Here is a 13969-nt window from a genome sequence, read left to right as displayed (position 1 = left end):
ACCGTTAGTAAAGTAGCAATCTCTCACTCTCTCATATTATTTTTAATCTAATTTCAAATATTCAACGTAGTTTTAATTTCACATCCTATTCAAGATTGTTTACAATTTACCTATAAAAGCATAACGGAGGGATTTCGATGACAGACTTTCAAAAACAATTTTTCGCACGATTACATATAGAAGAAAAAGACACAGTTTCATTTGAAGATTTATCTAACATTATGTACGCAATGGCACAAACTGTCCCTTTTGAAAACTTAAATATTCTCGAAAAGAATTTTAAAGAAATATCAAAAGAAAATTTGAAAGAGAAAATTTTAGTAAATAACCGTGGCGGTCTTTGTTATGAACTCAACCCTACTATGTATTACTTCCTGAAAGATTCTGGATTCGATGTTCATCTCGTTTCAGGAACAGTTTATAACGCTGCAAACTCCATATGGGCTGTTGATTCTGGCCATATCGCAACCGTTTTAACACATCATAATGAACTTTATTTAATTGAAGTAGGATTCGGATCATACTTACCTCTTGCCCCTGTCCCTTTCTCAGGTGAAGTCATTCACTCTATTACAGGAGATTATCGTATTCGTAAAGAAATGACCGAAAAGGGAAACTACATTTTAGAGATGCGGAAAAACAATGAGTTCTTGGATCAATCTTCTGCTGATGATTGGACGTTAGGCTATGCATTTTATATAGAAGAAGTGGATGAAGAAAAAGCAAATACAGCACAAAAAATTATCGTTGAACATGAAGGATCACCCTTTAATAAAGTACCTCTTATTGTAAAACTAACTGAAGATGGGCATGCCTCTTTAACGAAAGATAGCCTTACAGTAGCAAAAAATGGTAAAAAAACGAAAGAAACCGTTACAGACATGCAATATACAAACCTTTTACATTCAAAATTCGAAATTACACTATAAGTAAGTAAGCCTTGTTATTTCAGCAGGGCTTTTCAATTTTCAGCAGGGATTTTTTGCAATTTGTTGTATTTCATAGTTATATAGAAATATAACTACATGTTTAGAAAGGAAATGATTATGACAGAACTTAAAGATCGATTACAAGTAGCTGATATAGAAAAATGGGATTTAACAGACATTTACCATACAATTGAAGATTGGGAAAGTGATTTTCATAAAATTGAAGTATTAACGAAGGAATTACACGAGTTTAATGGAAATATTCACGATGGCAATAGTTTATTAGCTTATTTAACGAAGAGTGAAGAAGTTTCTAGCATAATATCTTTAATGTTCGCTTATGCACGATTACAATCTGACCTTGATACACGCGATACTGACGCGCAATCTCTTGTCGATAAAGTATCACAATTACACGTGAAAGTAAGTGCAGCGAAATCTTTCTTTTCCCCCTTCTTACTTAGCATAGACGAAAACACATTACATTCTTACATAGAAGAAACAGAAGGCTTACAATATTATAAAGAAGACTTATTTGAATTATACCGTTATAAAAAACACGTATTAAATAAGGACCAAGAAGAAATTTTATCACAAATGGGTGAAGCTCTTTCTTCTCCACAGCACACATTTGGTATGTTAAATAATGCAGATATATTATTTGGTGAAGTGACGACTGACGATGGAGAAAAAGTGAACTTAACACGCGGAATGTATGCAAAGTTAATAGAAGATACGAATCGTGAAAAGCGTAAAGAAGCTTATAAAGCATATTACAAACCATATGTTCAGTTAAAGAATTCCATCGCATCTACTTTATCCGCTGCTATTAAAAATAATGTTACTGTTTCGAAATTAAGAAACTATCCATCAGCGCTAGAGAAATCATTATTTGGCGATATGGTTCCGAAAGAAGTATATGAAAACCTAATTGATACAACGAAAAAAAACATTCAAACATTACATACATACAATGAAATTCGAAAAGAAAAATTAAACGTAGATGAACTAAGACAATACGACTTAGGCGTCGATTTAGTAGAAGGTGCAAAACAAGACATCCCATATAGTGAAGCATTTGACATTATGATTGCATCACTAGCTCCTTTAGGAGAAGAATATATTGAGACATTAAAAAGTTTTAAAGATAAAAGATATATAGACGTAAGAGAAACACCAGGGAAACGTTCTGGTGCTTATAACTTTGGTGTATACGGCGTTCATCCTTTCATTCTTTTAAATCATCACGATGATTTAAACAGCCTGTTCACTCTTACTCATGAATGCGGTCACGGTATGCATACGCACTATTCACATGGATACCAACCAAGAATTTCTGCACATTATTCTATCTTTGTCGCAGAAGTCGCTTCTACAGTAAATGAAGTGTTATTAATTCACTATTTATTAAAAGAAGCAAAAGATACGAACGTGCGTAACCATTTAGTTAACCATTTTATTGAGAAATTTAAAGGTACTTTCTTTACACAAATTATGTTTGCAGAATTTGAAAAAATCACACATGAAATGGCTGAACAAGGTAAACCATTACATGCACAAGTCTTCAGTGAAATTTATGAAAAGCTATTTAAAGAATATAACGGTGATTCACTTGTATTTGATGAAGAAGTAAAATACGGATGGGCTAGAATCCCTCATTTCTATCGCCCGTTTTACGTATACAAATATGCAACTGGATTCGCATCTGCCATTCAAATCGCTGATAAACTATTAAGCCGTGATCCGGATGCTCAGAAAAATTATATTGAATTCCTTAAAGGCGGAAGTTCAGACTACCCATTAAACTTATTGAAAAAAGCTGGCGTCGATTTAACAACGCCAGAACCGATTGAAAGTGCATTAAAACAATTCACTCAACTTGTTGAGGAGTTTTCAACATTATAAAAAGCATGCAGAGTATATGCTCTGCATGCTTTTTATTTGAATTACTCTATTCTATATGCTGCTGCGTCACACAATGAATCATACCACCGTATGCATACAATTCGTTAACATATATACCGACAATTCTTCTCCCTGGAAATTGACCTTCAATGATTTGAAGCCCTAATTTATCATGTTCATCACCGTATATAGGTACCAATACAACTTCATTACCAATGTAAAAATTTAAGTACGATCCTTTACAATCTGCTTCTTTTACCACTTTTCTTGTTACTGGTACTGGAATGAGCTGAAATGGCTTTCCATCTATATTTTTCGCTTGCCGCAATTCTTGATAATGCTTTTCGTACGCCTCCAAAAGGTATGGCTCTCCTTCATCGAAAGGATCATATTCATACAGTATCGTATTTTCATTTACAAACCGTGCCGCGCCATCAATATGATAATCCGTATCTTCATCATAATTATCTTCTCCGCGTATACCAGTTATCCATATAAAATTTGTTACTCCTAAATATTTCGTTAACTCCATTTCAATTTCTTTCTGACTTAGTGTGGGATTTCTATTTTCATTTATAATAGACGTTTTCGCCGCCATTAAGGTCCCGTTTCCGTTTATCTCAATTCCCCCACCCTCTAGACAGACACTAGATTCAACTTTTGGAATACGATACATTTCACTTATTTTATTCGGAATATTAGCGTCTTTTTCGTACGGATATTTATTTCCCCAACCATTAAATATCCAGTGCGTTAGGCAGCGATTCCCTTCCTTATCCGTTACAAAAATTGGTCCGTTATCTCGTATCCAAATATCATCAGTTTCTTGAATTAAGAAATCAATTTTATCCATATTCACGTTAGCTACAATTAACTTCGATTGGACATGTATTTTCTCTTCTTCATCACATACAACAATATGGACATTTTCTCCATAGTGAAGCTCCTTTGCCATCGATATCCAAATATCATCTAACTTAGCTCTGTAACCTTCACCTCTATGTGCTTTATCATGTGGCCATTGGAGCCATGTACCTTCATGTTTCTCCCATTCCGCAGGCATATAAAACAAACTATTTTCTATATTTCTCATACGTGTTCACCCCTTATATGAATGTACGTACAGTCTATACTTTGACATCGTGTTAAGGTCAACAGGAATATCTTCATTTACTTGTAGCAACTTTATAAGGTGATTCTTTATTTCTCCTTTTTATTATGATAAATTGCTTTCATACATAGAATAAGGATTGACATAATGTTAATATCAATCCTTATTCTCATTCTATTTTCATAACTAAAAAACAAATTTGTGTCACATACTCTTCTGCTAAACAATCACATTCAGGTCCCTTTATATAAACCTCATATGGCGAATTAATTATCACATACCCATTTCTTTCAATCCATTCTTCTAACGCTATATAAGCGTAACCTATATAGTCGTAACTTCCATAATGCATAGTAGTAACGATATGATGTGGACTTAGTTGTTTCATTTCATACTCTTGCGCTACGTCATCATCATTCCCCTGCATAACCGGAATTCTTAACTCAATATCACTGTTACTCGGAATATATTCTTCATCATAAAAGACTGCAGATGGAGAACCGACTATTTGAAAGTTATTTTTTTGTACCTCTTCATATAAGTCATAAAAATAATCATCCATATCATCTATATCTATTTTTACTCTTTGAGTAATTAACGTTACTTCGTTACTCATTCCCATTAATATATCGTAACTTCTATGGCGTGCAATATTTAGACTACTATTCACCATTACCATTTCATTCATTTCTGAAATAACCTGTAAATTTTGCTTCACTTCCTGAGACAACTCGATAATTTGTGATTGTATATGTTGAACAAACGAATCTTGATCCGATGACTGCAAAACAATTTTAATTTTTGGAAGAGGAAATTTATACTCCCTTAGCTTTTTTATTTTCAATGCTACTTCCAGCTGCTCTTGTTCATAATACCTATACCCATTAACCGGATTCACATATGCCGGTTTTAATATCTCCTCTTTGTCATAATGTCTTAACATCCGCGTACTCATTTTACAAATCCGAGAAAACTCAGCGATGGTATACATATCAATACTCCTTGAATATATTTTCTTTTCATTACTTATTTATTAAAACCAATCAAAAATCTTCTTCATTGAAAAATTTTCATTCTGATTTTTCAATCTTCTCATTTTCGAAGGTAACAAATGACTTGGACAATACCACGTTAAACAATTCATCGCGCCTCCCATTGTTGATATTTCTCCTACATGAATTTGAATAACTTGTTTCTCCGTATACTGTTGAATATATCGTAAAACTTCCTCATCTTTAGCTAGTCCAAACTTAGGAACATAAAGAGCATCACATGATTCTAACATATTTATATACAACCCTTTTGCCGATGCTATCTCTTGATCATATTGTCCTTTCTCTGTATATGATGAAGGAACAACTATAAATTCAGCTTTTGGCATTTGTTCTTTAATAATCTCTTGAACACTATATCTAAATTCATGATCCCCTAAAAAATCACTAATAAACATTGTATGTTCATCAATAAATTTAACCATTCCGTCTGCGTGTGCTAGTACATCCCCTTCCTCAGCAGGAATAATAATAACTCGGCTCACATCTAAATCCCATTCTAACTGCTCAATAATTTCCTCTTCTGTCCAATCATCGTTATCATCAAATATGCGTTCTGTTAATATTACAGTATCTTTTTTATTCCAAATAAGATTACCACCATCTAATATTAATGGGGATTTTACATATTCAAAGTCATTCTTTTTCAACCATTTATTAAATTGTTGATCTAAATATCGCCCTTGATCATTTGGCAAATAATTTGGTCGATATTTAAATTTAACTAGATGATTTGTGACAACCGGTGCAACATCTCTTAGCCAAATATCATCATACTCAAAACAGCTCGTATGAAAGTCTTGTTCTTCAACAGATAAAGATATAAGTTGATCCGCAATTGATTTCTTTTCATTTAAACATTCATTAAAGTAAATCAAGTCTTCATAAAATGGTTGATAATATTCATTTGATTCGTCTGTTATTGCAGTAAAAATAATGCCATTATGTTTTTGTTCCATATTATTTACCTCGCTTTTTAATAGTAGTTACATAACTGATTTTACAAAGTCAACTATTCCTAATTTTATGTCTTTTGTCGTTATAACTCATGCAACATGTACATTTTATGAATGGATTATAGCATGGAGAAATATTATATATTTATATAAAAAATATAAGGCTGACGTTAAGCCTTAAATTGACTCTTGACAAGTTTTTTAAATACCATATTTTAAAACAACAATAAATGATTAAATGATAACTCGATTCATTACCATCCAATTTCAGTTCTTGTATAAACTGAATGACTTCTTTCATAAGAAACACACTTAGAACAACCCCTAAGCAAATTAAAGCTACATTTAAAATGTACTGTAAAACGATAGGGAAATACGAAAAAACTATTTTAAAATTCTTTAACACAAACATTTTTCTCCTTTACCATATAAAACGAAAAGCGAATATACACTATAATTTATTTATCATTACATTAAAATTTTATCATTATAAATAATAAGGAACGACAAAATAGGTAATAAGATTCCACCTATTTTGTCTATATAGCAGAACAACGAAATTACAATCAATTACTTCAATGCAATGGGTTGTTGTTGTGTCACACAATGAATCATACCGCCGTTTTTATACAACTCTCTCACATCAATACCGACTACTTTATGACCTGGGTATAACTTCTGAATCGTATCGTTTGCGATTTTATCATTCGGATCATTATAATTAGGCACTAATACAACTGTATTTCCGATATAATAATTGATATATGACCCTTTATAATCGAGAGTTTTTCCATTTTCTAAAGCAACCTTTTCTTTACTAAGCGGCAAGTATTCATACTTATATTTCTGTCCTGAAGCATTTTTTGCATCTAACAATGTATCCATATCTTTATTAGATAAACCCCATTCGGCTAGGTCATCTTCTTTCATCGTTACAATGGTAGATTTATTATGGAATTTAGCAAATCCATCAATATGAAAGTCCGTAATATCTAAATTAGGTACTCCGTCTAACCAAATAAAGTTTGATACCCCAAGGTCACTTATATATTTTTCAATTTCCTTTTCTGATAAATCAGGATTTCTATTTTTATTCGTCACCGCACTTCGAGTTAATAAAGCAGTCCCATTGCTGTCTAATTCAATTGCGCCGCCTTCAAGGACAAATTTTCCCCAATCAACTCTTTCAATTCCTGATTGTTTACTAACATTTTTACGTATTTGAGCATCATTTTTATACGGTGTTTTCTTCCCCCAACCATTAAATGCTGGATCTAATATTTTGAGATTTTTATTGCTGTCATAAATAAAAATTGGTCCACTGTCCCTTGCCCATACATCATCAGTAGGCGCGATAAAGAAATCAATCTTCTCCATATTTAACCCTTCATCTGTTAAAAGGTTATTGATTCTTTCTTTTTCTTCCTGGTCATATGCAACAATGTGGACTTTCTCACCCTCAGTTAAAGCACTTGCCATCTTAACCCAAATAGGTTCAACTTCCTTCTTATACTCTTCACCATATGTGTATTCATGTGGCCATTGCAGCCATGTACCTTCATGTTTATCTTTTTCATCTGGCATCGTATATTTCCCAGCATTTTTCTGTACCTCTACTTTTTTCCCTTCTTTCCCTTTAACATTTTCATTGTTCCCCTCAAAAGAGCATCCACTAATAATCGTTGTAGATAATGTAGCTATTAAACAAAACTTTATTGCTTTTTTCATTTTTTCAACCTCCTGTTCTTGTCTCCAATAATGTAAAGCTTCACATAGTGTGAAGCTCAAGCTTTTTTATCAATGTAAAAATTACCAATTGTTCTTTGCATTACTTAACATTTAACTACCTATTTAGATTTATTCAAATGCCAATCGCCTTTCTTACCTATTTATCCCGCTATTTATGGGCAGTAAGACCCCCACCTCAAAATTCAGCGGAAGCAAATAATTTAAGTGGGGCCCTGTTGCCCGTAAAAGCCCGATTGATGAGGGCTTCTACTCAGTGGTGGATGAACAAAGCCTCTCCACTGATTAAAGTTTCACTTTATTCAGTAAGTAAAACTTTACAAAATAAAAAAATCGGTATTGATAATTCCATATCAATACCGATTTTTTATAATTATTTTCCTTCTATTAAATCATTCGCCATTTTCCTAAATTCTTGATTAAATGCATCATTCATACCATTTTGGACGTTAGAAAATAATATGACAAACGTTCGTTTATCCCAGTTAAAATTATTAAAAGTGTTCCAGCCAGCTAATACACCGTGGTTATGATAATAATCTGGGTAAATATAGAAACTAAATCCATATTTTCTTGCAGGTGATGCAGAAAACATATCTGATACACTTTGTTTAGAAAGTAGTTTACCATCCATAATAGCTTCATCTAACTTTTTCATATCTTCAACAGTCGTATACATTTCACCACAACCATACAGCCAGTTCATTTTTAAGCGAGGTGTGGCTATTAACTTATTATCTTTTTTCGTATACCCTTCTGCTAAGAAAATATCTTCTGGGAGTGTTGCGCCCATTCCAGATTCATGCATTTCAACAGGATTCAAAATATTTTCTTTCACATATTCAGCAAGTGGTTTATTTGATATTTTTTCTACAATATATGCAAGCACCATATAATTATAATCTGTATATTTCCATCCTGTCCCTGCTGGAAATTGTAACGTTTGTGCCCCAATCCACGTTACTAATTTTAACCGTGATGCTGCGTCAACACTACCTTGTCCCTGTTCTGGTAATCCAGACGTATGTGTTAACAAGTTTCGTAACGTAATGTTTTTATCTGCTGGAAACGATGGGATATATTTATTTACATTGTCTTCAATGTTCAACTTCCCTTTTTCTTTTAGTTGCATAATAGATATTGCAACAACTGTTTTCGTAATAGAGCCAATGCGATATTTCGTTCTTGGCGTTGTTAGTACTTGATCTTTCACATTCGCATAACCGTAGCCTTTTCGTAAAATGACATGACCTTTACTTGCTACAAGAACACTCCCATTAAATCCTTTATCTTTTAAGTACTGATCTAGTTTTCCAGCTGCAATTTCATAACGCTTTTTCTCATTCGCATCAATTTCCTGCTTAACATCTTTTTGCTTACTATTTACATTAGAAAATGCCTTTGCATCATATTTTTTTCCTTTATTTGCATGTATTAGTGTAACAACACTTCCACAAAAAACAGCAAAAATAAAGAAAATGATTAACCATTTCTTTAACATACTAGGAGCCCTCTTTTATCTAGTTTCACTTAACGTACATCCATTCTATTTTATATCTTTTAATTATCAAGTATATTATAATATTATTTAATATTCACTCTGTTAAAACTAGATTCCTTTTTCTCACTTTCAATTTTGACTACTCTCTATTGTATTTCTTTCTTGCAAAATTTCCAACATACAATCGGATGCATTACAATATAATTTCAAATTCTTTTGTAACATTTGTTACATACTAAAAAGAATGGAGATGTATATGAAAAACACCGATAAACGCAATCGTTTAGATGATAAGATGTTTCATTATCGGATAACAAAAAATAACATGTTATTAATTGAATATTACGGAAAACAGATTATGGCATTAAAAGGAAATGATGCTGAAAAATTTTTAAATAAAATAAATCATGCAAATAACGATAAAGAAAAACAGCTAATTATGGCTAAAATTACAGGTAATTTCAAAAGAGGTAATGAACGAAATTGAAAACGAATCTCATTTACATTTTGATTATACAACAAATAAAAAAAGAAATGTCGCTCATTCAACATTTCTTTAGACTTTCTTCATAAAAAATTTACATTGCTAACATTCCTTCATTTTCTATACTTCCTATATAAGCTAACCGCTGAAATAGTTAGTAATACAACTATACATAACCACGCATACGTATATCCCTTCTTATCTACAATATAACCAAATAAAGCAGGCGCAGCAATAATGGCAATTTGATTTAATGTAAGTGCAAAACTCACTGTCATCCCTACCGATTCTTCACTTGCTGATTCCGCAACTTCAGTTATAAAAAGACTAAACCATCCAATTGAAAAGAACCCTAACAATGCACTTACACCATACAATACATTCGTTATTGTATGTATGCTCATTACTAATATTAGAATGAAGAAAATAGAAATACAAACAGTTATAAATAAGAGGGTACGCCGATTTCCCTTATAAAACAAATCACTAGTAGCTGCTAATATAACCCTACCAACCATTCCAGAAAAGAACATAACGGAAAATACTTTTCCAGCTAAAATTGGCGTGATTGATTGTTCCAATACTAAAAATTTTATAAAGTGTGCAACTAACACCATTTGCAATGAAATCATACAAATGCCAGTTATATAAATTGCATACAATTCTTTTTTACACATCACTTCTTTTAACTGCATCCAAAAAGAAAGTTTACTACGTTCTTGTTTAACTTTCTCTTGAATATATGGTTCCTTATAAAATATAAAAAATAAAAACCCTCCAATTATACAAATACATGCAATGCTATTTACCGCATAGGCCATATTATATTTTATTGTAAGAAACGGGATCAATACTCCCGCTAATGTACCACCAATCGGTATACCGGCTTGTCTAATCCCCATCGCTAACCCGCGATTTTCTTTTGAGAACCACTTCATTATCACCTTACTTCCTCCTGGCTGCGAAACACTATAAAACGTTCCTACTAATAAAAGTACAAAGAGTAACCCATTAAATCCATTGACCATATTAGTCAGTAAAAACGAACTTCCTAGTAAAAATGAACTTATCGAAATTAACAACTTTTCATTGTATTGATCAAGTAGCCGCCCGACAAAAAGCATACAAAATAGCGGTCCTATATTTACAACACTTACTAACAATCCAATCTCCGTATTCGTAAGTGCATATTCTTCTTTCCAAAATAAAGCAAACGCTCCAACACCATACGTTATAAGTGTCGCTGTTGTTTGAGCAACCGTCGCAAAAATTAACATAACCCACTTATAAGTACTATTCACCCTTTCTTCCATTAACACAATAATCCCTCCATCCCCTTCCATTGTATGAAAGTTCTGATATCATATAAAATAAAGATTTATCATGTAATCCATCAAAAAAAATGATGCCTTTTCTGGAGGGATGATACTTGGATATAAAAGATTTAACTGTATTTTACGAAGTTGCGAAAGAAAAAAACATATCTCATGCAGCTAAAAATTTAAACTATGTACAGTCTGGCGTAACAATGCGTATGAAACAACTAGAAAACGAATTAGGTGTGCCTTTATTTTATCGAAACGGAAAAGGTGTAACTTTAACTTCCAACGGTGAGATTTTATTAACATACGCCAAACAAATTATCCACTTAATGGATCAATCTGTTAAAGCAGTTCAAAGTAATGGGATCGAACCAAGAGGCACTTTAAAAATTGGATGTACAGAATCTACAACCGCTGTAAGACTTCCATCTATATTAATGGCCTATTATGAGAAATACCCAAAAGTCGAATTAATTTTAGAATCAAATACGACGGAACAATTAATTAGGCTTGTACTAGAACGAAAACTGGACGGAGCGTTTATAGCTGGCTCTACTCAGCATGCCGAACTTCATACAAATATATTTCGTGAAGAAGAATTAGTTCTCATTAGCAAAAAGCCTTTATCTTCCTTTAAAGACATAGGAGACATGAATTTACTTGCATTTAGTCACGGGTGCTATTATAGAAATTTATTAGAAGATTGGCTTCAAGAAGAAGGAATTTCACCTAAGCGAGTATTTGAGTTTGGAACAATTGAAGCGATACTCGCATGTGTAAAATCAGGTATGGGCATAGCAATTATGATGAAGTCTATTTTAAATGGTCATAAACATGACATATCATTCAATCCTTTACCAAATAGCTTCCAAAAAGTTCCTACTACTTTTATTACTAGAAAAGATATATATCACTCTGCTGCATTACAAAAATTTATGGAGATGACTCACAATCCGTGAAAAGAAAATACGTGGTATGAAACGAAAAACAAACACTATGATAAAGCGAATTGAGGAACATACAAAAATGTTCCCTTCTACTTTCTATAACGATGAATACTGGAATATGCCTTTACCAGTTTCTCAAGCTTTTATCGATTCTTGTAAAACGCCTAGAAAAGTAAAACGATTATGTATTCAAACCTTATTAAATCAAGCAAATCATTTAATAAATATAAAACCTAGGGATACACATACATATCGAGTTGTTGTTTTGATTTCTATAAATAATTTATGGGATTCGCAAATCATTATATTTAAAAATGAGGACTACTTTCATAATTTCTTTAATAGAGATAGTGAATTTCAAAAATGGATTCTTCTTTCAAATGAAATTGATTTTTGGGAGACATGGGAAATTTCAGTTTGTCATTCCTTCAAAACGCTTCACTTTCAAGAAATTATTTATGATGCAGATGAATGCTATGAAAAAGAGATTACGTTTATCGGGGAGTTAAATTAAAAAGGGTATACCTAAAACTAAAATGTACCCTATAGAATAGACACTTGAAAAAAGTCTATTCTATAGGGTATTTCTTGTATAATAAAAGGAAAATTGGGATCGGAGAATGTTGAAAATGACAAAAAAACTATTTACAGAAAGAGAAATTCAAATTCTATCAAATAACCTATACGTAAAATCTGTAAGTCAGAAAGGTATCACTTATACAGAGGAATTTAAGCATATTTTTATTGAGGAAAATGAAAAAGGAAAGCTACCTCGAAATATTTTTGAAGAATGTGGTTTTGATATAGATATGATTGGAATGAAACGAGTTATGTCATCGGGAAGTAGATGGCGTGCTGCTTATAGAAAAAATGGTGTATTGGGTTTAAGGGATACACGTATCGAAAACGCTGGAAGAACTCTTGAGAGAGAGCTTACGTTAGAAGAAAAGTATGCCCGTTTAGAAGCCGAACGAAACTTACTAAAGGCGGAAAACGAATTGCTAAAAAAAATCAAACTTATGGAAGGGAGGATGAGAAGGAAATAACACTACCACCTAGTCAGAAATTCATCTTGATTCGTTCTGTCATCATGAAATACAACTTAAGGAATATGGTCAGTCATTTGTGTAAAGTAGCTGGTGTATCCCGTTCGGGATACTATAATTACTTTTCAGTTTCATCTCAAGAACAACGGAAACAAAAGAGTGATCGAGATGAAATCTTGAAGGAAACCATATTAAAAGCACTTCGATTTAGAAATAGAAACAAAGGGGCTCGTCAGATAAAGATGACATTGGCGGGTCAGTTTCAAGTTGTCTACAATTTAAAGCGTATCCGTAGAATTATGAAGAAATACGAGATTATCTGTCCGGTTCGCAAAGCGAATCCTTATAAAAGAATGCTTAAAGCTACAAAAGAACATCGAATAGTACCAAATCAATTAAATCGGGAATTTAAACAAAATACCCCAGGGAAAACACTTCTTACAGATATCACCTATTTAGTTTACGGTAAGAATCAAAGGGCCTATTTATCTACAATTTTAGACGGCTCAACTAATGAAATTTTAGCTTACCATGTTTCAGAACAGATGACATTAGAGCTCGTAACGACAACTCTCCATAAACTAAAAAGGAATCCGCGGATTCGATTGACTGAAGGTGCTTATATTCATTCAGATCAAGGATCCCACTACACAAGCCCTACCTATCAAAAGCTAGTTAAAAAGCTAAACCTAGGACAATCCATGTCAAGAAGAGGAAACTGTTGGGATAACGCCCCACAAGAATCATTTTTTGGTCATCTGAAAGATGAAGCTCATATAAAACCTTGCGTGTCCTTTAATGAATTGAAACAAGAGATTAAGAAATATATGACGTATTATAATCATTATAGATATCAATGGAATTTAAAAAAGATGACTCCTGTTGGATACAGAAACCATCTTCTTGATGTTGCCTAACTTTTTTCAAAATGTCCTTTACAAAGGGTACAGATTAAACACTGGTATACCCT

Annotated in this window: 12 protein-coding genes; 6 read left to right on the top strand and 6 right to left on the bottom strand. The window is 32.6% G+C overall.

Annotated elements, in window-relative coordinates:
- Positions 1 to 137: 137 nt before the first annotated feature.
- Complete coding sequence (locus QCI79_RS23485) at positions 138 to 929, top strand: arylamine N-acetyltransferase family protein (RefSeq protein WP_000129194.1); 792 nt, start codon at positions 138 to 140, stop codon at positions 927 to 929.
- A 117-nt stretch (positions 930 to 1046) separates the two neighbouring features.
- Complete coding sequence (gene pepF / locus QCI79_RS23480) at positions 1047 to 2834, top strand: oligoendopeptidase F (RefSeq protein ID WP_000137545.1); 1788 nt, start codon at positions 1047 to 1049, stop codon at positions 2832 to 2834.
- Positions 2835 to 2880: 46 nt separating this feature from the next.
- Here pepF and QCI79_RS23475 read toward each other — a convergent pair whose 3' ends face one another.
- The 5 genes from QCI79_RS23475 to QCI79_RS23455 form a co-directional block, all read right to left on the bottom strand.
- Positions 2881 to 3927, bottom strand: a complete 1047-nt coding sequence (locus tag QCI79_RS23475) for an agmatine deiminase family protein (RefSeq protein ID WP_001244184.1) — start codon at positions 3925 to 3927, stop codon at positions 2881 to 2883.
- 187 nt (positions 3928 to 4114) lie between these two features.
- On the bottom strand, positions 4115 to 4936 hold the full coding sequence (locus QCI79_RS23470; protein ID WP_000287985.1) for a MerR family transcriptional regulator: 822 nt from the start codon (positions 4934 to 4936) through the stop codon (positions 4115 to 4117).
- 42 nt (positions 4937 to 4978) lie between these two features.
- Positions 4979 to 5956, bottom strand: coding sequence for an agmatine deiminase family protein (locus QCI79_RS23465; protein ID WP_000435529.1), 978 nt, complete (start codon positions 5954 to 5956; stop codon positions 4979 to 4981).
- Between the two features lie 567 nt (positions 5957 to 6523).
- A complete protein-coding gene (locus QCI79_RS23460; RefSeq protein ID WP_000709191.1) occupies positions 6524 to 7681 on the bottom strand; it encodes an agmatine deiminase family protein in 1158 nt (385 codons plus the stop codon).
- A gap of 391 nt (positions 7682 to 8072) precedes the next feature.
- On the bottom strand, positions 8073 to 9200 hold the full coding sequence (locus tag QCI79_RS23455) for a serine hydrolase domain-containing protein (RefSeq protein WP_000915165.1): 1128 nt from the start codon (positions 9198 to 9200) through the stop codon (positions 8073 to 8075).
- Positions 9201 to 9456: 256 nt separating this feature from the next.
- On the opposite strand from QCI79_RS23455, the gene QCI79_RS23450 reads away from it, so the two are divergent.
- On the top strand, positions 9457 to 9687 hold the full coding sequence (locus QCI79_RS23450; RefSeq protein ID WP_000798790.1) for a hypothetical protein: 231 nt from the start codon (positions 9457 to 9459) through the stop codon (positions 9685 to 9687).
- A 110-nt stretch (positions 9688 to 9797) separates the two neighbouring features.
- On the opposite strand, the gene QCI79_RS23445 is transcribed toward QCI79_RS23450, so the two are convergent.
- The gene (locus QCI79_RS23445; protein WP_002000388.1) at positions 9798 to 11027 is read right to left on the bottom strand and encodes an MFS transporter; all 1230 of its coding nucleotides are present in this window, start codon (positions 11025 to 11027) and stop codon (positions 9798 to 9800) included.
- Positions 11028 to 11113: 86 nt separating this feature from the next.
- Here QCI79_RS23445 and QCI79_RS23440 point away from each other — a divergent pair, with 86 nt between their 5' ends.
- The 3 genes from QCI79_RS23440 (at position 11114) to QCI79_RS23430 (ending at position 13916) form a co-directional block, all read left to right on the top strand.
- Positions 11114 to 11965, top strand: a complete 852-nt coding sequence (locus tag QCI79_RS23440; protein ID WP_000351685.1) for a LysR family transcriptional regulator — start codon at positions 11114 to 11116, stop codon at positions 11963 to 11965.
- Positions 11958 to 12467, top strand: coding sequence for a DUF3916 domain-containing protein (locus QCI79_RS23435; protein ID WP_016111438.1), 510 nt, complete (start codon positions 11958 to 11960; stop codon positions 12465 to 12467). The genes QCI79_RS23440 and QCI79_RS23435 overlap by 8 nt, the downstream gene beginning before the upstream one ends.
- A 106-nt stretch (positions 12468 to 12573) precedes the next feature.
- Positions 12574 to 13916, top strand: a protein-coding gene (locus QCI79_RS23430) for an IS3 family transposase (protein WP_087942833.1) whose coding sequence is annotated in 2 segments (ribosomal slippage) — positions 12574 to 12955 and positions 12955 to 13916 — 1344 coding nt in all. Because the reading frame shifts where the segments join, the coding sequence is not laid out codon by codon here.
- Positions 13917 to 13969: the final 53 nt, after the last annotated feature.

Source organism: Bacillus cereus group sp. MG1 (assembly GCF_040460035.1).
In the GTDB taxonomy this organism is placed as follows: Bacteria; Bacillota; Bacilli; order Bacillales; family Bacillaceae_G; genus Bacillus_A; species Bacillus_A cereus.
The sequence above is the reverse complement of the archived record's forward strand: the minus strand, read 5'-3'. Positions and strand labels throughout refer to the sequence as shown.

Excerpts from the sequence above, each read along its gene's own strand:
- QCI79_RS23485 (WP_000129194.1), top strand. The coding sequence starts at position 138 with ATGACAGACTTTCAAAAACAATTTTTCGCACGATTACATATAGAAGAA.
- pepF (WP_000137545.1), top strand. The coding sequence starts at position 1,047 with ATGACAGAACTTAAAGATCGATTACAAGTAGCTGATATAGAAAAATGG.
- QCI79_RS23475 (WP_001244184.1), bottom strand. The coding sequence starts at position 3,927 with ATGAGAAATATAGAAAATAGTTTGTTTTATATGCCTGCGGAATGGGAG.
- QCI79_RS23470 (WP_000287985.1), bottom strand. The coding sequence starts at position 4,936 with ATGTATACCATCGCTGAGTTTTCTCGGATTTGTAAAATGAGTACGCGG.
- QCI79_RS23465 (WP_000435529.1), bottom strand. The coding sequence starts at position 5,956 with ATGGAACAAAAACATAATGGCATTATTTTTACTGCAATAACAGACGAA.
- QCI79_RS23460 (WP_000709191.1), bottom strand. The coding sequence starts at position 7,681 with ATGAAAAAAGCAATAAAGTTTTGTTTAATAGCTACATTATCTACAACG.
- QCI79_RS23455 (WP_000915165.1), bottom strand. The coding sequence starts at position 9,200 with ATGTTAAAGAAATGGTTAATCATTTTCTTTATTTTTGCTGTTTTTTGT.
- QCI79_RS23450 (WP_000798790.1), top strand. The coding sequence starts at position 9,457 with ATGAAAAACACCGATAAACGCAATCGTTTAGATGATAAGATGTTTCAT.
- QCI79_RS23445 (WP_002000388.1), bottom strand. The coding sequence starts at position 11,027 with ATGGAAGGGGATGGAGGGATTATTGTGTTAATGGAAGAAAGGGTGAAT.